Below are 19,216 nucleotides of genomic sequence, written 5' to 3'. Positions count from 1 at the left end.
GGACGGCGGTGCCAACCCTTGGAAAAACTTGGTGGAGATAAGCGGGATCGAACCGCTGACCTCTTGCATGCCATGCAAGCGCTCTCCCAGCTGAGCTATACCCCCAAATGTAATCCTTTTGCGCAACGAAGGACTGGTGGGTGCTGAGGGGTTCGAACCCCCGACCTACGCCTTGTAAGGGCGCCGCTCTACCAGCTGAGCTAAGCACCCAATCGTTCGTTGCAAGCAGTGGATCTGCTGGCTTCGCCGCGCACATATCGGAGCAGTTACCGCTGTTTGCGTTGCGAGGCCGCAAGTGTAATACAGACCTTTGCGCTTTGCCAAGCCCGAATTGTTGCAGCATCGAAAAAAAACGCCGCGGGCTGGCCCGCGGCGTTTTCATGCCTGTGCACAATGCCGATGCGCAATGCACCGGCGCCGGCTCAATGATGGATCATCTCCACCTTGGCGGCGGCCTTGTCGGCCACCTCGGCCGGCTTGGCCACCTCTTCCGGCAGCGGCTCGGGCTTGCGCTCCAGCGCCAGTTCCAGCACCTTGTCGATCCAGCGGACCGGCACGATCTCGATGCTGTTCTTGACGTTGTCCGGAATGTCCGCCAGGTCCTTGACGTTCTCTTCCGGAATCAGCACCAGCTTGATACCGCCGCGGTGCGCTGCCAGCAGCTTTTCCTTCAGGCCGCCGATCGGCAGCACCTCGCCGCGCAGCGTGATCTCGCCGGTCATGGCGACATCCGCGCGCACCGGGATGCCGGTCAGCACCGACACCAGGGCCGTGGTCATGGCACCGCCCGCCGACGGGCCGTCCTTGGGCGTGGCGCCTTCGGGCACGTGGATGTGGATGTCGCGCTTCTCGAACATCTCATCCGCGATGCCCAGGCGGCGTGCGCGCGAACGCACCACCGAACGGGCCGCCTCGACCGACTCCTTCATCACGTCGCCCAGCGAGCCGGTGCGGGTGATGTTGCCCTTGCCAGGCATGATCGCCGCCTCGATGGTCAGCAGGTCGCCGCCCACCTCGGTCCACGCCAGGCCGGTCACCTGGCCCACCTGGTTCTCCTTGCCGGCCAGGCCGAAGTCGTACTTGCGCACGCCCAGGAACTTGTCGAGGTTGGCCGATTCGACCTTGACCGTGCCCGACTCCTTCTTCAGCAGCAGCAGCTTGACCACCTTGCGCGCGATCTTGGAGATCTCGCGCTCCAGCGAACGCACGCCGGCTTCACGCGTGAAGTAGCGGATGATGTCGCGGATAGCGTCTTCCGCGACCTCGATCTCGCCCACCTTCAGGCCATTGTTCTTGATCTGCTTGGGCAGCAGGTAGCGCTGGGCGATGTTGACCTTCTCGTCCTCGGTGTAGCCCGACAGGCGAATCACTTCCATCCGGTCCAGCAGCGGCGGCGGGATGTTCAGCGAGTTCGAGGTCGCCACGAACATCACGTCGGACAGGTCGAAATCGACCTCCACGTAGTGGTCCTGGAAGGTGTGGTTCTGTTCTGGGTCCAGCACCTCGAGCAGCGCCGACGACGGATCGCCGCGGAAATCCATGCCCATCTTGTCGATCTCGTCGAGCAGGAAGAGCGGATTGCGCACGCCGACCTTGGACAGGCTCTGCAGGATCTTGCCCGGCATCGAACCGATATAGGTACGGCGGTGGCCGCGGATCTCGGCCTCATCGCGCACGCCACCCAGCGCCATGCGCACGAACTTGCGGTTCGTGGCGCGCGCCACCGACTGGCCGAGCGAGGTCTTGCCCACGCCGGGAGGCCCGACCAGGCACAGGATCGGCGCCTTCACCTTGTCCACGCGCTGTTGCACCGCGAGGTACTCGAGAATGCGTTCCTTGACCTTCTCCAGGCCATAGTGGTCTTCGTCGAGCACGCGCTCGGCGTTGGCGAGGTCGTTGTTGACCTTGCTCTTCTTGCGCCACGGCAGGTTGACCAGCGTGTCGATGTAGTTGCGTACGACGGTGGCCTCGGCCGACATCGGCGACATCAGCTTGAGCTTCTTGAATTCGGCGTCGGCCTTCTTCTTGGCTTCCTTCGGCATGCGCGCAGCCTTGATGCGCTTGTCGAGCTCTTCCAGGTCGGCGCCTTCTTCGCCCTCGCCCAGTTCCTTCTGGATAGCCTTGACCTGCTCGTTCAGGTAGTACTCGCGCTGGCTCTTCTCCATCTGGCGCTTGACGCGGCCACGGATGCGCTTTTCCACCTGCAGGATGTCGATCTCGCCCTCGAGCTGCGACAGCAGGCTCTCCAGGCGCTCGGTCACGTTGACCATCTCCAGGATCTTCTGCTTCTGCTCGAGCTTGATCGGCAGGTGCGCGGCGATGGTGTCGGCCAGGCGGCCCGGCTCGTCGATGCCCGACAGCGAGGTCAGGATCTCGGGCGGGATCTTCTTGTTCAGCTTCACGTACTGGTCGAACTGCGACACGATCGCGCGGCGCAGGGCCTCGGTCTCGGCGCTTTCGACCGGCGCGGGCGGCACGGGCACGGCTTCGCACATGAAGTGCGATTCGTCCTCGCTCACCTCGCGGATGTTTGCGCGCTGCGTGCCTTCGACCAGCACCTTCACGGTACCGTCGGGCAGCTTCAGCATCTGCAGGATGTTGGCGATGCAGCCGACCTCGTACAGGTCGTCCGCGGTCGGCTCGTCCTTCGCCGCCGTCTTCTGGGCCACGAGCATAATGCTCTTGCCCGACTCCATCGCAGTCTCAAGCGCCTTGATGGACTTCGGGCGTCCCACGAACAGCGGGATCACCATGTGCGGAAACACCACCACGTCGCGCAGCGGCAACAGTGGCAGGCGAATCGGCTCAGCCGGGAGGAGTTGTGTTCCGGACATCATTATCCCCAGTCAGTCATTTAAGGCGTAAATTGGGCCGCATGAATCGATTACAAGATGCTGGGCAATCGATTCCGTATCGTTTCCGATACTGCACGCAAATGCTTCTCCACGCACTTGCTAGCCCCCCTTTTGAAACAGCATACCTGCGTTTCCTCCCCCTTGTCGGGTGAAATAAAGAAAAAAAGCCGCTCGCTTCTCGCGAGCGGCCTCTTGGGCGCTGGCCGGCCGGACTCTCGCAACGTGCCGGCCATCGCATCATCAATTGGAGCCCGCCACCTTGGGTTGCTGCTCCTCGTACATCAGCAGCGGCGGCGCATCGCCGGTGATGGTGTTCTCATCGATCACCACCTTCTGCACGCCCTTGTAGTTGGGCAGATCGTACATCACGTCCATCAGCGACTGCTCCAGGATGGAGCGCAGGCCGCGCGCGCCGGTCTTGCGGCGGATGGCCTTGCGTGCGATGGCGGTCAGCGCGCCGGGACGGATCTCCAGCTCGACGCCTTCCATCGCCAGCAGCTTCTGGTACTGCTTGACCAGCGCGTTCTTGGGCTCGACCAGGATCTGCACCAGCGCGGTCTCGTCCAGCTTGGCCAGCGTGGCCACGACCGGCAGGCGGCCGATCAGCTCGGGGATCAGGCCGAACTTGATCAGGTCCTCAGGCTCGGTCTGCGGCAGCACCTCGGAGGCTTCGCGCTCTTCCTTGCTCTGCACCTGGGCGCCGAAACCGATGCCCGTCTTGTCCGAGCGCTGCATGATGACCTTCTCCAGGCCATCGAAGGCGCCGCCGCAGATGAACAGGATGTTGGTCGTGTCCACCTGCAGGAAGTCCTGGTTCGGATGCTTGCGGCCGCCCTGCGGCGGCACCGAGGCCATCGTGCCCTCGACCAGCTTCAGCAGCGCCTGCTGCACACCCTCGCCGGAGACGTCGCGCGTAATCGACGGGTTGTCGGACTTGCGCGAGATCTTGTCGATCTCATCGATGTAGACGATGCCGCGCTGCGCCTTCTCGACTTCGTAATTGCAGTTCTGCAGCAGCTTCTGGATGATGTTCTCGACATCCTCGCCGACATAGCCGGCTTCCGTCAGCGTGGTTGCATCGGCAATCACGAACGGCACGTTGAGCAGGCGGGCCAGCGTCTGCGCCAGCAAGGTCTTGCCGGAGCCGGTAGGCCCGATCAGCAGGATATTGCTCTTGGAGAGTTCGACGTCGTCCTTCTTGCCCAGGTGCTTCAGACGCTTGTAGTGGTTGTACACCGCCACTGCCAGGATCTTCTTGGCCTGTTCCTGCCCGATCACGTACTGGTCCAGGCTTTCGCGGATCTCGTGGGGCGTGGGCAGATCGGAACGCGTGGCGGCCGCGGCCTCCTTTTCGGATGCCGTCGCCTCGTCACGGATGATCTCGTTGCACAGGTCGATGCATTCGTCGCAAATGAACACCGACGGGCCCGCGATCAGCTTCTTCACCTCGTGCTGGCTCTTGCCGCAGAACGAGCAATAGAGAAGCTTCTCGCTGGATGAACCTTTTTTATCCGCCATAGGAATCAGTCACATTAGCAGTGTGCGTGCCGCGGCAGCGGACCGCCGCGGGGAATACGCTTCAAACGCATCATACGCCAAAAAATTTGGCGCAGCCGTTGGAACCCCAACCTTGTGGGGCGAACACAAAAAACGAGGCACAAGGCCTCGTTCCGGTGTAGCCTTCGCCATTTCGGGATCAGCCGGCCTGGCGCCGCCGTCACGCGGCAGCCGCCAGGGCCTGCCTGGTCAGCCGCGGCGGGTAATGACCTTGTCGATCAGACCGTAGTCCATCGCCTGCTCGCCGCTCATGAAGTTGTCGCGATCCGTATCGCGCGCAATCTTCTCGATCGGCTGGCCGGTCACTTCCGACAAGATGCTGTTCAGGCGTTCACGCAGGTACAGGATCTCGCGCGCCTGGATCTCGATATCCGAGGCCTGACCGCGCGCGCCGCCCAGCGGCTGGTGGATCATGATGCGCGAGTTGGGCAGCGCCGAACGCTTGCCCTTGGCACCCGACGCCAGCAGGAAGGCGCCCATGCTGGCCGCCATGCCCATGCAGAGCGTGGCCACATCGGGCTTGATGAACTGCATGGTGTCGTAGATGGCCAGGCCCGCCGACACCGACCCGCCCGGCGAGTTGATGTACAGCGAGATGTCCTTGTCCGGGTTCTCGCTCTCCAGGAACAGCAGCTGCGCCACCACGAGGTTCGCGGTCTGGTCGTTGACTTCGCCGACCATGAACACCAGGCGCTCCTTCAGCAGGCGCGAGTAGATGTCGTAGGCGCGCTCGCCGCGGCCGGACTGCTCGACCACCATCGGCACCAGCCCGAGGCCCTGGGTTTCCAGGGCGGAGGCCTGCGTGGTGGCGAGACGATCAAGCAAATCATTGCGGGTCATGCAAGTTCTCCTGGTATTCGGTGATAGTCAGTCGGTCAGCACTGACCGATGACGCCGGCCGGACAGCGCCCCGCGGGGCGCCACCCGGCTGGCTTGCGCCGGACTCAGGCCTGCTGCTGGCCGCCTTCGGCCGTCAGCTCTTCGAAGGTCACCTTCTTGTCGGTGATCTTGGCCTTGTCGCACACAAAATTTACCACGTTGTTTTCGAGCACGTAGGCTTCCATTTCGGCCAGGCGCTGCTGGTCACCGTAGTACCAGCGCATCACTTCCTTCGGATCCTCGTAGCTCTTGGCGAAGTCTTCGATTTCCGCCTTGATCTGCTCGGGCTTGGCTTCCAGGCTGTTGGCCTTGACGATTTCCGCCAGGATCAGGCCCAGCTTGACGCGACGCTCGGCTTGCTGCGCGAACATCTCGGCCGGGATCGGCATGGCCTTGGCGTTCGGCATGCCACGCTGCTCCAGGTCACGGCGGGCCATCTCGACCAGGCGCTCCTGGTCCTGCTCGATCAGGGCCTTGGGCACGTCCAGCTCGCTGACCTTGATCAGGGCTTCCATGACCTGGTCCTTCAGCATCGAGTGGGTGCGGCGCTTGACTTCACGCTCGAGGTTCTCGCGGATGTCCGAGCGCATCTTGTCCAGGCTGCCGTCGGCGATGCCCAGCGACTTGGCGAAGGCTTCGTCCACTTCCGGCAGGTGGGCCCACTCGATCTTCTTCATCGAGATGGTGAACTCGGCGGTCTTGCCGGCAACTTCCTTGCCGTGGTAGTCGGCCGGGAAGGCCAGCGGGAAAGCCTTGCTCTCGCCAAGCTTCAGGCCCAGCGCAGCCTGCTCGAATTCGGGCAGCATGCGGCCTTCGCCCAGCACGAAGACGAAGTCCTCGGCCTTGCCGCCGGCGAATTCCTCGCCCTCGATCTTGCCGACGAAATCGACAGTCACGCGGTCGCCGTTCTTGGCTTCCACGCTGCCGCCGTCACCGTGCTCGCCGGCTTCGCCGCGCACGTGGTAGTGCACGCGCTGCTTGCGCAGGATGTCGACGGTCTTGTCGATCTCGCCGTCGGTCACGTCGGTGCTCGTGCGGGTAACCTCGGCGCCAGCCAGGTCGCCCAGCTTGACTTCCGGGTACACCTCGAAGGTCGCGTCGAACGCGACTTCGTCGTCAGACACGCCCTCGGTCTTGACCTCGAACTTCGGCTGGCCAGCGACCTTGACGTCCTGTTCCTTGGTGATGTCGAAGAACTTGCGGGCGGCCTTGTCGAAGCGGACTTCGAACTCGACCTGTTGGCCGTACTGCTTCTCGACCATCTTCATCGGCACCTTGCCCGGGCGGAAGCCGGACATCTTCACCGTCTTCGACAGGCGAACGAGCCGGTCCTGCTTTTCCTTCTCGACTTCGGCCTTGGGAATGGCCAGGGTCACCTTGCGGTCCAGTTTGCCGAGGTTTTCAATGACATTCGACATGGTCGTCAATCCAATCCAGAAATGAGTTTGTTCGTAAGCACATCCGCTTGCGCGCCAGTCCGTGCGGCGCACCGGCAAAAAGCGTCAGCCACGGCGCGCCGGCACGCAAAAACATCTGGCACCGGCAAGCACTCGCGAACTGCAAACTCTCCGCGCAAACGGAAAACGGAGATTATCGCACGGTTTTGATTCGCTTCCGGCAGTTTTTACCCTGATAGGGGCATAGCACCCCCAAGCTGCCCGTGACGCAGTGCCCGCAACAGCAGGCGTGCAGGGTCCAGCGCGTCCACGAGATCGCTTTCCAGCGGCAGCGGCTCGCCCTCGATCTGGCTTGCCAGCAGCTCGGCACCGAGCGCCGCCCAGGTCAGCCCGCGCGAGGCATAGGCCAGTGCCGCGTAGAGGCCCGGCCTGCGCGGCAGGTCGCGCAGATGGGCACCGCGCAGCGCCTCTGACTGCTGCGCGGCGGCCGCCTCGTCGGCCACCTGGCCGATCAGCGGCAGACGGTTGTGCGAGACGGTGCGCACGCCGACATAGCCTTGCAAGCCGGCCGCATCGAGCGACTGCACCGCCCCCGCCATGCCGGGCAGCATGGCCGCCAGCTTCGCCAGGTTCGCCGCATGGGTTTCGGGCCGCTCGACGAGAGGGCCGATGTCCTCCTCGTAGCTGGAGCCGACGCGGGTGCACCCGTCCTCGGCGCGCGGCAGCAGGTAGCCCGCGCCGGTGACCACGCAATCCGGCCAGCCGCCCAGCGTGGCCAAGGCCTGCGCCGGCAAGGTGGTGAGCTGCCCACGCACACGGCGCAGCGGCATCAAGGTCTGTGGCAGCAGCCGCTGCGCCTCATGCGCATTGGCCAGCACCAGCACCGGCGCCTCGGCCAGCACCTCCCCGGCTGCGTCCAGCGCACGCCAGGCCCTGCCATCGTGCGCGAGCGAAGCGACGCGGCAAGCGAAGCGGGCGCGCACGGCGTCGCCGGCACGTGCGAGTTGGGCACGGCAGATATCGGGGGGCGCCACCCATCCACCTTGCGCAAACCACAAGCCGCCCCGCGCGACGGCCGCGCCATGCGCTGAGGCCGCTTCGTCCGGCAGCATCCAGCGCACATAGTCCTCGGGAAAGCCGAGCGCATCGAGCGCGCCGCGCAGCATGGCCGACTCCTTGTCATCGGCGCCCGTCTGCAATACGCCGCAGCCGTGCCAGCCGACCGGGTACCCCGCCTCCGCCAACGCCCGCCAGGCGCGCAGCGCGTACAGGTTGCCCGCGCGCGACAGCCGCGACAACAAGCTGTCGTCGGCCGAGATATGCGCATGCATGGCTGCGGCACGATGCGCGGAGGTCTGCTGTGCAGGTCCGGCGTGCGTGTCGAACAGCGTGATGCGCCAGCCGCGCGCCGCCAGCCGCTCGCTGACAGCGCAGCCGGCCAGCCCGGCGCCGATCACGATGGCATGGCGCTCCGGCCAATGGCCCGGCATGGTGGGCGGGCGGCGCCGGTTGCGCCATGCGGTGCGCATGCTGGCCACCGTCATATCGCGCTTGCCGGCGAAGCCCGGCGCCTTGTCCACCTCGAAGCCCGCGGCCTGCAACCCGCGCCGCACGAAGCCGGCCGCGGTGTAGGTGGCCAGCGTGGCGCCCGGGCGTGCCAGCCGCGCCAATCCCTTCATCACCTCCGGCGCCCACATGTCGGCATTGCGTGCCGGTGAGAAACCGTCCAGGTAGAAAGCATCGGCCCCCAGCGCAAGCTTGGGCAGCAGTGTCTCGACATCGCCCAGCGCCAGCGTCAGCACCACGGCGCCGCCCTCGAAGGCCAGGCGGTGCAGGCCCGGCAGCGCCAGCGGCCAGCTCGCCTGCAACTGCTGCGCCAGGGGCAGCAGCGCGTCGTCCAGGCCGGCGTGCAGTTCGGCCAGGCCCGCGCGCGCAAATGGATGCTTCTCGATCGACACGAAGTGCAGGCGCTCGCAGCGCGCGGGATCGTCGCGCCAGGCCTGCCAGGTGGCGAGGAAGTTCAGCCCCTGCCCGAATCCGGTCTCGACGATCACGAACTGCTCGCGCCCCTGCCAGGCCTGGGGCACGCGGTTCCCGCCGAGAAAGACGTGGCGCGCCTGGGCCAGCCCTCCCTGGCTGCTGTGGTAGACGTCGCCATAGCGTGGCGAATAGGGTGTGCCTTCGGGCGAGAGAATGGGTTCGGCGGGTTCGAGTGCTCGGGACATGGAGCGGCGGGACGGGCGGACGGCAGATGCCGGCCACGCAAGGATAGGCGGAAAGCGGCCGGATGGTAGCATAGCGCCCTTCCCCAGCATTCCATCGCGCCAGCAGCGCAGGCGCCCCGCTCCATGCTCAGCTACCGACACGCATTCCACGCCGGCAACCATGCCGACGTCCTCAAGCACGCCACCGTGGTGCAATTGCTCGAGCACCTGACCCAGAAAGACAAGGCCTTCTGGTACATCGACACCCACGCGGGCGCCGGCCTCTACGCGCTGGAGCACGCCTATGCCCAGAAGAAGGCCGAGTACGAAACCGGCATTTCCCGCGTCTGGCAGGCAGCGGCCGACGGCACAGCGCTGCCCGCACTGCTCGAGGACTATCTGGCGCAGGTCCGCCTCCTGAACCCCGACGGCAAGCTGCGGCATTATCCCGGCTCGCCCTGGCTGGCATGGCAGATGGTGCGCGAGGCGGACCGGCTGCGCCTGTTCGAACTGCACAGCACCGAGATCCAGGTACTGCGTGACAACTTCCGCGGCGCCGGGCGCCGCGTGATGCTCTATGACGGCGACGGCTTCGGCGGCATCAAGGCCATCCTGCCCCCGCCGCCGCGGCGCGCACTGGTACTGATCGACCCGTCCTACGAGGACAAGCAGGACTACGCCCGCACCCTCCAGACCCTGAAGGACGGGCTGGAGCGCTTCGCCACCGGTGTCTATGCGATCTGGTATCCGCAGGTGCAGCGGCGCGAATCGCTGCAATTGCCCGTCCAGCTGAAACAGCTACCGCTCAAGAGCTGGCTGCACGTGTCACTGACGGTAAAGCGCCCCGTGGAAGGCGGCCTGGGGCTGCACGGCAGCGGCATGTTCATCGTCAACCCGCCCTGGCGGCTCGAGGCAACCCTGCGCGAGGCCATGCCGTCGTTGAGCAGCATGCTCGCGCAGGACGACGGCGCCGGCTACGTGCTGGAATCGCACGAAGCCTGACGCCTGGCGCGCCGTACCGTGCACGCTGGCCATGCCCTGCTGGCCAGCTCACATGCGGCCGGCTCACATTGACCGGCTCAGCGGCCGAGCCGCAGCACGCGCGCAACGGGCCAGTGCAGCAGGCAACCCGCGAGCAGCCCGCTTGCATCGGCCAGCAGATCCCACCCATCTGCCGACCGATAGGGCGTGAAAGACTGCAGGATCTCGATCAGGCCGCCGAAGGCGAACAGGCCCAGCCATACCAGCCAGGGCCGGCGCGGATAGGCGCGCCAGCCTGCCACCATCAGCACCGTGAACGCCAGCATGTGATTGGCCTTGTCCCAGCCCGTGGTAGGCACATAGGGCTCGGGCGGGACCAGGGACAACACCAGTACAGCCAGCACCGCGGGCCAGAAGAGATAGCGCCACGTCCGAGGCGCGCGCAGGGCGGAGATCATCGGGATTCGTCTTTTCCTGAGGAACGGATCGCCGCCGATTGTAGCGGCAACGCCACCTCAGAACGACACGCGCGATGGCGGCCCTCGCGCCGGCCATCTATCGCAGCATGAAGCGATCCGGCTTCACGGACGGCCAGTGTCCGGATATACTGTATATCCATACAGTACACATCCACCGCCGCAGGACCCCCGACCCAGGAAAGCCATGCGACCCGAACCCGCCAACTGCCCGCTCTGCAAGTCCGCCGCCGAACGCACGCGCAAACGCGCTCCGAACGGCTTCGTCTATACCTGCCCGGTCTGCGGCAGTTTCGAGATGGGCAATGCTGCGCTGAGCCAGGCGGCCAGCCTTGGCGGCGCCGTCCGGGCCGACCTGCGCCGCCTGCGCGAATACGGCTACCGGCCGCGGATCGATTTCAACAGCCGGGACGGGATGCGCATCGGCCCGGCGGATACATCACGGAGCTGAGCATGATGCACTTCGCCGTCGAGGCAATCTCTCTTGAATCCAGCTGTATTGGCGGCGGTGCCGAGGCCCTTCACCTGCCCTGCGAAACCGTCAGTGTGGCAGGCGGCATGATCCTCGTCAGCGGCCTGCGCGCGGGAGACCTGCGGCACCTGCCCTGGACGCCCGACTACCTGTCCTTCGAGGCCGGCAGTGAACGCCACCGCTATCCCGTCGCCCGCCCGGCCATCACGGGCCCACTGGCCGCCCGCTTCCCGATCCTTTGAGAGCCTCCTAGAGCGTCTGAGAGCGCCATACGGCGTTCGGCCGGCGGTGCGCCCTCAGGCGTTGCCGCATCGAGCCGGTCCACCCGGCAGCCGGGTCAGTCCGCCAGCGGATAGCCGAAGACGTCCTGCACCAGATCGCGCTCGAACGCTGCAGCCCATGCCACGCCGTTGCCGGCGGCGTAGGTGCGCAGGTCGCCCCCGGCCACCCGCGCCACCGTGATCTTCCTGCCAGGCCCGGGAGAGCCGCCCGACTCCAGCTGCTCGCTGCGGATTTCGAAGTCCTCCGGCACGAAACCGTGCCGGGCGCAGGCAGAGGCAAAGTCCTCTCGCTCATCATCCGAGAGCGCTAATTCCTGGTGCTGCTTCCGGATCATGGCAATCTCCGAGGGAAGCCGGCGATTCGGGCACACCCACAGTGCGCGGGCGCGCATTGGAGGTCCACCGGCCATCGGGCATGCCCGCCTCGGCCGTTTGGACAAGCGGAAAAATCCTAGCATGGAAGCCCGGGCTGGACGTGGCCGCGGCGAGCCGCCCGCAAGTCTCGCCGATGATGGCCGGCCTTAGCGCGCCCGGCGCCTGACGCCCCGCGGCCCGGCCGGATGCGTACCGCGGCGCTCAGCCCAGATCCCGGATGACGTCGATCGCCGCCCTCGCGAAGGCCTGCGCTGCGTGCACGGCTTCCTCCCGCGAGCGGTAAGCGCTACGGCCGCTGGGCGGCCCGTACTCCATCTCCGCCTCGCCGCCCTCGACGGCCCGGATGGCGACGACATAGCCCCACTTTGCCGCCTGTTGCGCGCCTTCGATGCCGGCATCAACCACTTCGAACGCCAAGGCGTCGATACGCGTTCCCCGGTAGATCTCCGAAATCCACTGCAAAGGCTCATCCATGCGCGTCCCCATCCCTCTTTGTCTTGACACCCATTTGGGGTATGGAATGAGCATATCGGCTAGCCCTGCGCGATACTGTAAGGAATCGTCAAATTGGGCGGATACCCTGGCGCCGTTCGGTAGAACGTTGAAAAAATGCGTGGAAGCTCGTTGGCCTTCGTCTCCGCGCCGGCGGGGACTCAGGGGGCGCACTGGAACCAAGGCGGAAAAGATGCTGGGTTGCAGACTGGCGCTCGCCCAGCGGACATGGTTCCGCCAGCGCGGGAACAACAGCCTCGGCTGAACTGGATGGAATAGAACGGCAGCAGAGCCGCGCCTTCCCTTTTGCCGGACGATCTGCCACCATAGCGCCCCCTCGGACCAACTACGCGGCGCAACACCCATGGCCTCCACCAAAGCGCACCATGCCACGGGATGGGCCGCCGGCCTCATTGCCGCTGCGCTGGTCGCCCACGCCGGCACCACCGGTCCGCACGGCCTCTGGGCCGGCCTGGCCTTTGCGGCGGCGCTTGCGGGCAGCACCGCCCCTGACTGGCTCGAGGTTGCGTGGTGGTCGCGCTCGCGCCGGCTATGGATCACACACCGTACCCTGACCCACTGGGGCATCGGCTGGATCGGCGCGCTCTGCGCCGCCTACCGCTATCTTGGCGTCCACCCCGTCACTGCCCTCGCCTTCGGCTTCGCCTGCGGCGGGCTGATGCACCTGCTGGCCGATTGGCCCAATCCCCGGGGCGTGCCCTGGATCTACGGCAGGCATTCACTGAATCTCTGGAACAGCGGGCGCTGTGACATCCTGATCGTGGGCGCATCCTGGCTGGCCGCCGCGGCTGTGGCCGACCACGTCTGGTTCGATGGCATTCACGGCCGCTGGCTGGTCCACTACATGCGCGCGGGCCACTGGCAATCCTGAGCCGCCGCGATCGGGGCATCGAGCCCGCTGCTCCGGCCGAGCGGCCCGCCGGGTTGCAAGCCGCTTTTGCATCAGTCGCCGGCCCCCGTTGTCGGCACGGCGCACCGTGACGAAGCTGATGGCGGCTCAAAACCCGCGGATTACCCGGCGAATTCGGCGGTCAGCTTTTCCCAGAGAACCCGTGCCGCAGAGCCCGGGGCCCGGCAGTCGCCTTGCAGATCGGCCTGGTGAACGCCGTCCCCGACCCGCATCCTGAAGACTTGCGGGTTAGGCAGCACCGTCAATGCGACGACGATGCCGTGCCGGGCCAGCAATGTCCGATTGTGAACCGCCGACAGCCCGATGCCGAAACGCAGCGTGTCACCTCCCTGGAAGTCGTTGAGGGACGCGGGGTTGACGGCATCGCCACCAGGGTTGTCGGAGGCAGTCAAGCCGAGCAGCGCGCCATCGTCGTTGGGCTCGCCCGTCAATTCGCGCAGGCTAGCCACGAGCCTGGCCGCGGCAGCCTGGAGATCCCTTCCGTTGGTACGGCGCCCCTCGCGTGCCTGCGCTACGGCTTCTCGATACGACTCAACCCATTCGGTATATTGCGACATATCTGCTCCCCGGGAAAAAGGGAAGCATACAGAGATCAGAAATATCCGAACCGAGAAAAAGCGGCCGGATTGGATTTCATTTCCGCCTGGCCACGACCTCCCGCGGTGCGCCAACACCCCACTTAAGAAGTAGGGGTCTAACCCTTAAAATCCGGCGATTCTTTTCTCGCACAATATGCGCTGCTCGCGCGAACTTTGCCCGGGCATCCCGCGTCGGGACCAGCGGTCATGTTTCGGCCTGGCGGGGCTGCGGTACGATAGCGCAACACTTCTTCAGGAAAACCATGCGCTATCTCAAAGCCGCCCTCATTCTGCTTGTCTGTATTGTGCTTTCCGGCCTGCTGATCCACCAATTCCCGCAGTTCGAGCAAGGATTCGTCGTCGCCGGCATGGCGATCGGCGTCGTGCTGGCCCGCCGCGAAATCCGCCGCGGCTGAGCCAGTCCGCCGCAGCGTGCCGCGAGGAATCGGTAGCGGCTGGCAGCGGCCTTCGCAACAGACGACTGGGGTATCCGCCAGGGCCAGCCTAAGGTGGTTGCTGGCCCCGTGCGCAAGCGGGATACCCGAAGTTATTTTGCGGAGGTATGCATGGCAGTCATCCTCAAATACTGGTCAGAAGACGGTGATGTTGCGGCAGTCGATGTGCCGGCCTCTGAACTGGCAACCCAATTGAATCCCCTGCCGCCGAAGGAAGCTGCGCCGCCAGCGGTGCCGAGCAAGGCGCCGCGTGAGTCCTGGACCATGCCGGACGATCCGGACCATTTCGGCGATTTCGCCTAGGACGAAACCCCTTTTCAGTGTGTGCGCCATCCTCTGCGATCGCGCCATCGCCTCGCTACGAAGGCCAAGCCAGAAATGCAGCCGGCCCGCGTCTGCGGGCCATCGCAGAGCGCCACCATCTCGCGGCCACGGGCCACAGGCTGTCCACACAAACCGCCCGGCCTACCCCACACGCGCGTACAGGCCAGCCCGGTTCGTCACGTCCGGCTTGCCGGCCTTTCACGCATCCGCCAAGCGCGCTGCGAATTTGCGATCGATCGATTCCACGCCGAGATCGCGCAGCAGCGCTTCGTCGCTGTTGGCATCGATGGTTGCTACGCCGACCAGGCGGAACGTCAGGGCCGTCATCGTGTACTTCTGCCGGTAGACGTCGCAATAGGCTTTCATTTGATGCAGCGCGTCGTTGAGCGGCAGCGCCGTCGCGTAGGCCACGAGCCGCGCACGCGAGCTGACAAAGGTACTCGCATTGGGCTCCGTCCGGGTCGCCAGCACTTCCTCAACGGTCAGCAGCAACATTGCAGCCTCACTTGCCCGTGCGCTTGCCGGGCGTTGGAATGGAAAGCGTCGGACACCTGATGCCTGGCACCAGGCCGGCGACCGCCGTGCGCAGTACGCCAGTGTAGCGTGGCAAGCCGCTTTGGCAAGGCCGCGCGGCCCATCCAGGGCAGCCGATGCGCCGCCGCGGGCGCGATGCCGCGGATCGGCCATGCCGTGGCGGCAAGCGCGCATCCGGCCAAGGCGCAGAGAAAGCGATGAACTGTATCCGGCTGGCACGACTTGCGCAGACACAAGCAGAACCTTCCGCCAGCACGCTGCCCCTTGCAAGATGGTGTAATGGACGAGGCCCAAACGTATCTGTACGGATACCAAGCTCCCACGCAGTCGAAATGCGCGGAACAAGCTCCACCACTATGCTGGGGGCTCTGATTTTCCGTGCGATGCGAGCACGGATTTCCCGCCAGCCGGCCCCTTGTGGGCCGGTTTTTTTCGCCTCCGCTTCGGGAATGCCGCCGACCGAGCATGAAGCTCTCAAACGGAGAGCTGCCTGAAAAAGTGCCCGAGATTACTTGACCACCGCACGCGCACAACTTTGCATCGGCTTGCGCTGGATCATGACCCCTTTTCAGCGAAGGTCAAGAATAGCTACTGACACCCTTATGAAAAGCGGCAGAACGTAGAAAGAGGACACCATGCAAGCAAATGTTGGAACCGTCGATCGGATGCTTCGGATACTGGTTGGGCTCGTGCTGATCGGGCTGGCGGCAACGGGACGCGTCGGCGCCTGGGGCTGGATCGGCGTCCTGCCACTTGTCACGGGCCTGGTACGCGTCTGCCCCGCTTACAGCGTGCTTGGTGTCAAGACGTGCCGTACACCAAGGTAAGCGGCCAAGGCGGCCGGAAGGACACACGGCCGCCGGCACCGCTGGAATCATGAACGGGAAGCAGGAGAGAAAGATGGCAGCATTCGCGAAGTTCCAACTCGCCAGCCAGGGGACCGAGACGACGCCGGAGGGACTGACCGCCCTCCTGTACCACGTCACCCACGCCGCCAGTCAGAACCTGATCGATCCGCAATTTGCCCCGAAGCTCGGCAAACAGATCGAGGCCGAGTATGAGTTGCTGAGGAGCCAGGACACTTCCGCGCCACGTGACTTCAGCACAGTGGAGGAAGCCATGGAGCGCTTTCAATCCGCTGTGCTTGCGGAACAAGGCTGCCGGCTCACCCAGGCATTGACGCTTCTGAGAGACGCTGGCGCCAATGGGCTAGGCGGATAGGCCCGCCCCCGACGGCGTGTGCGAGCGGCCCCGTCCGCCATCGGGACATTGCCGACCCGCTCAACTACGACCTGTGCAGGACGGTCAGCAGTTGCCCTTCTTCGCTTGCCCAGGCGGGCAGAACGACTGGTTTCCGTACGGGTCGACCCGGCAATTCCCCTTCTTTGCCTGACCGGGAGGACAGCCGGGACCACCCTGGTAACCTTCGTCATAGGGAACGACGGCACAGCCGCCCAGCAAGGCACTGCAGGCAATCAGGAGGGCCAGTCCTCGGCGCATGGTTCTTTCCTGTCGTATTAGTTCATTTGCTGGCAAGGATATCGGACCGCGGCCTGCCCGCATGTAACGAATCGTAAACATGACGTGATCGATCGCGCGAGGCGCTCTGATCGGACCCTGATTGTTGTGCACAATGAGAAAGCCGCCCGAAGGCGGCGTATTAGAGACTCGTTCGTGCGTCAAATAGCGACGGTCACGTCTCTAACAATTTGTGCTGAAGCCAAAATTCGCAAGGCTTCCACATCTGGCTCGCGTGATTGCGCTGGAAGGCAAATGAGCCGTAACTGAGGGAATAACTCCGCCGCTATCTCACGGCAGCGAGAAATTGTGTCAAAAAACCCAAAGTCCCATGCAAACGAACCACACACTTCAACCAAGCGACTTTCCCCGGTCGGCCGCTGATAAGTCACGATAAAGTGATCAGTATGCCAAACCATTGAACCTCCAAGTGACGCGAAGGCGCCTATCCCCGCCCGAGGGGATATTTTCACAATAGGAGATTCACCCGGAAAGCCTGATTATTCTTACACTCCTTACACTCAGTTTCGCTCCCGTCCTTGACTTTTTGGCGTGTCAAAAAGGCCACCGGTCTTCAATCGTCGGAACACCATCAGCGGTGCTGGCGAGCGGTGAGCCAACTCATAGGTGCACCTTTGGGAGGCGAAGATGCTAGTCGTCCCCATCAGCGGCAACATGGTCGACCTCACGCCGCGCTGCCGCGAGAGCCTCATCGATCGCCGCCGCTTCGGTAGGCGCAAGCTCTCCTGTGTTCTGCTTATGACCATGTCCGCGAACGACATACGACCAGTCCCAATGACCGTTCGCACCCTGTCTGGCATGAATCAGGATTTCACGGCCTCGATAGCGAAATTCCATGGCAGGCCCTCCGAAGTCAGAAGAATCCTAGCATGAAGACATTGCGCGGCCAGACCCTCGCCGGCAAGGCGGGCGCCATTTTTTCGGACTGCGAGCAGTACCGCTACCGCCTCTGGCGCGAGTGGGACCGCAGCCTGCCGGCACTGGGCTTCATCATGCTCAATCCGTCCACCGCCGACCACCAGTTCGACGACCCGACCATCACGCGCTGCCTGCACCGCGCGATCGCCGGCAAGTATGGGCGCCTCGAAGTGGTGAACCTGTACCCGCTGCGCTCGACCGACCCAGACGGTCTGCTTGCGCACCCGGCGCCGCTGGGCGACCTCCCCGCCGTGAACGACGCCGCCATCATGGATGCGATCGACCGCTGCGCAATAGTGATCTGCGCTTGGGGCGCACACAAGGCGGCGCCGGCGCGCGCGGCCGAAGTGCTGCGGATCATCCAGATGTGCGGCCGCAGCGCCCTGCTCTACCACCTCGGGCTGAACCGGGACGGCAGCCCGAAGCATCCCCTCTACGTCGCGGCCAAGACGCTGCCGCGGCCCTTTCAGCTATGGCTGAAGCAGTAGAACGTATGAATGGGGTAGCCAAGCTGCGTGTAGTACATCACCCCATCCCCCATCAACCAGGCGCGAGCAATGTCTGACCGAGAGCAAGCCAGAGCTGGCCAGCTGGCGGCACGCCAGGCCAAGGAGCGGAGGACAGAAGGACTAAATGTCGTAGTGCGCCTGCAGATTGCGCATGAAGGCGAGTATTTCCTCTCGGCAGGCGTATTCATCATGATCCGCCCCAGAGTGATGCCATCCTCTGGTCGCCCAGTTGGCACCGTGTGTACGGTGCGGATCGGGGATGATGCTTGTGATATGTAGATTCTGGCAGGCATCCAGCGACGCCAGGTGGTCGTTGATGATCGCCAGCAGCCTGACCGGCTCGATGATTTGACGTGCCATTTCAGCCTCCGATCACTATGCAGAAATCGTAGCACGGGGACCACACCGCAACCCTTATCAGACTAGGCAAACCCACGCATCTATGCGGCGCTCAGCCGGCAAGCACCCGACGTAGGTTACCAAGCAGATGGGGCCATGCCGACTGGACTTTCGCCGGCCTCACTTACTGCGAGTGCTGCGGAATCGACTGCATACAGCTCAGATATAGCATTCGCCGAACCGCCCAGTCGTCCTGGGGGGCTTTCCTCTCAGAGGCCAGAGAGGGTCGCCCTGCGCGGCCGGCGGGACCAGCTCCGCCCAAATATTGCCTCTACCGCTCCATGCCCCATTCGAAACATTTGTTTTTCCAATAAGAGACCAAATGCGGCCACACTTCCCCGACTAGAGAACGCGGCGCCTAGCGTAGGATGCGCCAGAAATTCAAATTCGGGGAAGTACATGAAATACCTCAAAGCCGCAGCGATTCTGATTGTCTGCATGGTGCTCAGCCTCGTTGTCGCGGACAAATATCCGACCTATGACGATGCTCTGGCGCTGTTTGGAATCGCAGCCGGCCTGGGCCTCGCGGGGTTCTCGTTCGTTCGTGGCTCGCGCAAAGCCAGCTAGCTGGAAACTAACTCGGCCGCGCCCCCACTGTCTTCCGTTGGCGCGCCGCGCAGTCTCCCCCCGGCACCGGCCCCCATCACCCAGGCCTGCCAGGTAGCACATCATCGGCAGCCGCAGGTGCAGCCCGCACATCGCACCGCAGCCAACTCGCTATCGAGCGGCGGCGGCTTGCTTGGCAACGTCGACGGCGCTTGAGAGCAAGCGCACCCGGCCAGCATCAGGCCGGCAGTCAGCGGGCGAAGGCTACACATGCTTCCGTCCCTTCGGGATGGCATCGAGCCGGATGCCAAGCGTCGACTGGATGCAACGTTACTCGCCAGCCCGAGCGCGAATGTCGGCGCCGGCAGTGCCTCCGATGGCCCTGGATGCGGCCGCGCCGACGGCCGCTACTGCGGCACCGCTGCCAATCGGTTCGGACATGCCCCCCCAGAAATGAAAAGCCCACTCTTGGCGGGCTTGCGTGGTTGGCCGGGTCGCGTGTCGAATGCATGGC

23 protein-coding genes and 2 tRNA genes are annotated in these 19,216 nt (G+C 64.5%); 10 read left to right on the top strand and 15 right to left on the bottom strand.

From position 1 onward, the window contains the following. Positions 1–29 precede the first annotated feature (29 nt). The 7 genes from AC1Z3O_RS08175 to mnmC form a co-directional block, all read right to left on the bottom strand. A tRNA-Ala gene (locus tag AC1Z3O_RS08175) sits at positions 30–105 on the bottom strand. Between the two features lie 29 nt (positions 106–134). Continuing rightward, positions 135–210 (bottom strand) — tRNA-Val (locus tag AC1Z3O_RS08170). Between the two features lie 212 nt (positions 211–422). Then, complete coding sequence (lon, locus tag AC1Z3O_RS08165) at positions 423–2,834, bottom strand: endopeptidase La (protein WP_483515028.1); 2,412 nt, start codon at positions 2,832–2,834, stop codon at positions 423–425. A 261-nt stretch (positions 2,835–3,095) separates the two neighbouring features. Further along, positions 3,096–4,373, bottom strand: coding sequence for an ATP-dependent Clp protease ATP-binding subunit ClpX (clpX, locus tag AC1Z3O_RS08160; RefSeq protein ID WP_483515027.1), 1,278 nt, complete (start codon positions 4,371–4,373; stop codon positions 3,096–3,098). A gap of 228 nt (positions 4,374–4,601) precedes the next feature. Beyond that, positions 4,602–5,252, bottom strand: coding sequence for an ATP-dependent Clp endopeptidase proteolytic subunit ClpP (clpP, locus tag AC1Z3O_RS08155; RefSeq protein WP_483515026.1), 651 nt, complete (start codon positions 5,250–5,252; stop codon positions 4,602–4,604). A gap of 104 nt (positions 5,253–5,356) precedes the next feature. Further along, positions 5,357–6,709: a trigger factor gene (tig, locus tag AC1Z3O_RS08150; protein WP_483515024.1), complete on the bottom strand. Its 1,353-nt coding sequence runs from the start codon at positions 6,707–6,709 to the stop codon at positions 5,357–5,359. A 206-nt stretch (positions 6,710–6,915) separates the two neighbouring features. After that, complete coding sequence (mnmC, locus tag AC1Z3O_RS08145) at positions 6,916–8,913, bottom strand: bifunctional tRNA (5-methylaminomethyl-2-thiouridine)(34)-methyltransferase MnmC2/FAD-dependent 5-carboxymethylaminomethyl-2-thiouridine(34) oxidoreductase MnmC1 (protein WP_483515022.1); 1,998 nt, start codon at positions 8,911–8,913, stop codon at positions 6,916–6,918. Between the two features lie 123 nt (positions 8,914–9,036). Here mnmC and AC1Z3O_RS08140 point away from each other — a divergent pair, with 123 nt between their 5' ends. Beyond that, positions 9,037–9,894 (top strand): 23S rRNA (adenine(2030)-N(6))-methyltransferase RlmJ, encoded by an 858-nt coding sequence (locus AC1Z3O_RS08140; RefSeq protein WP_483515020.1) that lies wholly within the window; start codon positions 9,037–9,039, stop codon positions 9,892–9,894. A 77-nt stretch (positions 9,895–9,971) separates the two neighbouring features. On the opposite strand, the gene AC1Z3O_RS08135 is transcribed toward AC1Z3O_RS08140, so the two are convergent. Then, a complete protein-coding gene (locus AC1Z3O_RS08135) occupies positions 9,972–10,331 on the bottom strand; it encodes a VanZ family protein (RefSeq protein ID WP_483515019.1) in 360 nt (119 codons plus the stop codon). 205 nt (positions 10,332–10,536) lie between these two features. On the opposite strand from AC1Z3O_RS08135, the gene AC1Z3O_RS08130 reads away from it, so the two are divergent. Together AC1Z3O_RS08130 and AC1Z3O_RS08125 are read left to right on the top strand one after the other, a co-directional pair. Next, positions 10,537–10,800 (top strand): hypothetical protein, encoded by a 264-nt coding sequence (locus tag AC1Z3O_RS08130; protein ID WP_483515017.1) that lies wholly within the window; start codon positions 10,537–10,539, stop codon positions 10,798–10,800. A gap of 2 nt (positions 10,801–10,802) precedes the next feature. Next, a complete protein-coding gene (locus AC1Z3O_RS08125) occupies positions 10,803–11,063 on the top strand; it encodes a hypothetical protein (protein ID WP_483515016.1) in 261 nt (86 codons plus the stop codon). Between the two features lie 95 nt (positions 11,064–11,158). Here AC1Z3O_RS08125 and AC1Z3O_RS08120 read toward each other — a convergent pair whose 3' ends face one another. Both AC1Z3O_RS08120 and AC1Z3O_RS08115 read right to left on the bottom strand, forming a co-directional pair. After that, on the bottom strand, positions 11,159–11,437 hold the full coding sequence (locus AC1Z3O_RS08120; RefSeq protein WP_483515014.1) for a hypothetical protein: 279 nt from the start codon (positions 11,435–11,437) through the stop codon (positions 11,159–11,161). A 241-nt stretch (positions 11,438–11,678) separates the two neighbouring features. Further along, positions 11,679–11,951 carry a hypothetical protein gene (locus AC1Z3O_RS08115; RefSeq protein WP_483515013.1) on the bottom strand — a complete coding sequence of 91 codons (273 nt, stop codon included), beginning with the start codon at positions 11,949–11,951 and terminating at the stop codon, positions 11,679–11,681. Positions 11,952–12,333: 382 nt separating this feature from the next. Here AC1Z3O_RS08115 and AC1Z3O_RS08110 point away from each other — a divergent pair, with 382 nt between their 5' ends. After that, entirely contained in the window at positions 12,334–12,861 is a 528-nt protein-coding gene (locus AC1Z3O_RS08110) for a metal-dependent hydrolase (protein ID WP_483515012.1), read from the top strand. Positions 12,862–13,001: 140 nt separating this feature from the next. On the opposite strand, the gene AC1Z3O_RS08105 is transcribed toward AC1Z3O_RS08110, so the two are convergent. Beyond that, positions 13,002–13,457 (bottom strand): hypothetical protein, encoded by a 456-nt coding sequence (locus tag AC1Z3O_RS08105; RefSeq protein WP_483515011.1) that lies wholly within the window; start codon positions 13,455–13,457, stop codon positions 13,002–13,004. 284 nt (positions 13,458–13,741) lie between these two features. Here AC1Z3O_RS08105 and AC1Z3O_RS08100 point away from each other — a divergent pair, with 284 nt between their 5' ends. Beyond that, on the top strand, positions 13,742–13,894 hold the full coding sequence (locus tag AC1Z3O_RS08100; RefSeq protein WP_483515010.1) for a hypothetical protein: 153 nt from the start codon (positions 13,742–13,744) through the stop codon (positions 13,892–13,894). Between the two features lie 150 nt (positions 13,895–14,044). Then, positions 14,045–14,236 (top strand): hypothetical protein, encoded by a 192-nt coding sequence (locus tag AC1Z3O_RS08095; protein ID WP_483515008.1) that lies wholly within the window; start codon positions 14,045–14,047, stop codon positions 14,234–14,236. 219 nt (positions 14,237–14,455) lie between these two features. Here AC1Z3O_RS08095 and AC1Z3O_RS08090 read toward each other — a convergent pair whose 3' ends face one another. Further along, entirely contained in the window at positions 14,456–14,752 is a 297-nt protein-coding gene (locus AC1Z3O_RS08090) for a hypothetical protein (protein ID WP_483515006.1), read from the bottom strand. A 674-nt stretch (positions 14,753–15,426) separates the two neighbouring features. Here AC1Z3O_RS08090 and AC1Z3O_RS08085 point away from each other — a divergent pair. After that, a complete protein-coding gene (locus tag AC1Z3O_RS08085; protein WP_483515004.1) occupies positions 15,427–15,618 on the top strand; it encodes a YgaP family membrane protein in 192 nt (63 codons plus the stop codon). A 73-nt stretch (positions 15,619–15,691) separates the two neighbouring features. Beyond that, the gene (locus AC1Z3O_RS08080) at positions 15,692–16,012 is read left to right on the top strand and encodes a hypothetical protein (protein WP_483515003.1); all 321 of its coding nucleotides are present in this window, start codon (positions 15,692–15,694) and stop codon (positions 16,010–16,012) included. An 84-nt stretch (positions 16,013–16,096) separates the two neighbouring features. Here the strand turns inward: AC1Z3O_RS08080 and AC1Z3O_RS08075 are convergent, their stop codons facing one another. Further along, positions 16,097–16,291, bottom strand: a complete 195-nt coding sequence (locus AC1Z3O_RS08075) for a hypothetical protein (RefSeq protein WP_483515001.1) — start codon at positions 16,289–16,291, stop codon at positions 16,097–16,099. Positions 16,292–16,960: 669 nt separating this feature from the next. Then, a complete protein-coding gene (locus tag AC1Z3O_RS08070; RefSeq protein WP_483514999.1) occupies positions 16,961–17,167 on the bottom strand; it encodes a hypothetical protein in 207 nt (68 codons plus the stop codon). Between the two features lie 32 nt (positions 17,168–17,199). Between AC1Z3O_RS08070 and AC1Z3O_RS08065 the strand changes: the two genes are divergently transcribed. Next, a complete protein-coding gene (locus AC1Z3O_RS08065; RefSeq protein WP_483514997.1) occupies positions 17,200–17,736 on the top strand; it encodes a DUF1643 domain-containing protein in 537 nt (178 codons plus the stop codon). Positions 17,737–17,877: 141 nt separating this feature from the next. Here AC1Z3O_RS08065 and AC1Z3O_RS08060 read toward each other — a convergent pair whose 3' ends face one another. After that, the gene (locus tag AC1Z3O_RS08060) at positions 17,878–18,117 is read right to left on the bottom strand and encodes a hypothetical protein (RefSeq protein ID WP_483514995.1); all 240 of its coding nucleotides are present in this window, start codon (positions 18,115–18,117) and stop codon (positions 17,878–17,880) included. A 438-nt stretch (positions 18,118–18,555) separates the two neighbouring features. On the opposite strand from AC1Z3O_RS08060, the gene AC1Z3O_RS08055 reads away from it, so the two are divergent. Then, complete coding sequence (locus tag AC1Z3O_RS08055) at positions 18,556–18,723, top strand: hypothetical protein (RefSeq protein WP_483514993.1); 168 nt, start codon at positions 18,556–18,558, stop codon at positions 18,721–18,723. The last annotated feature ends 493 nt before the right edge of the window (positions 18,724–19,216 follow it).

It is taken from the genome of Cupriavidus sp. 09_S30 (assembly GCF_056930435.1).
This window is presented reverse-complemented; position numbering and strand designations above follow the sequence as displayed.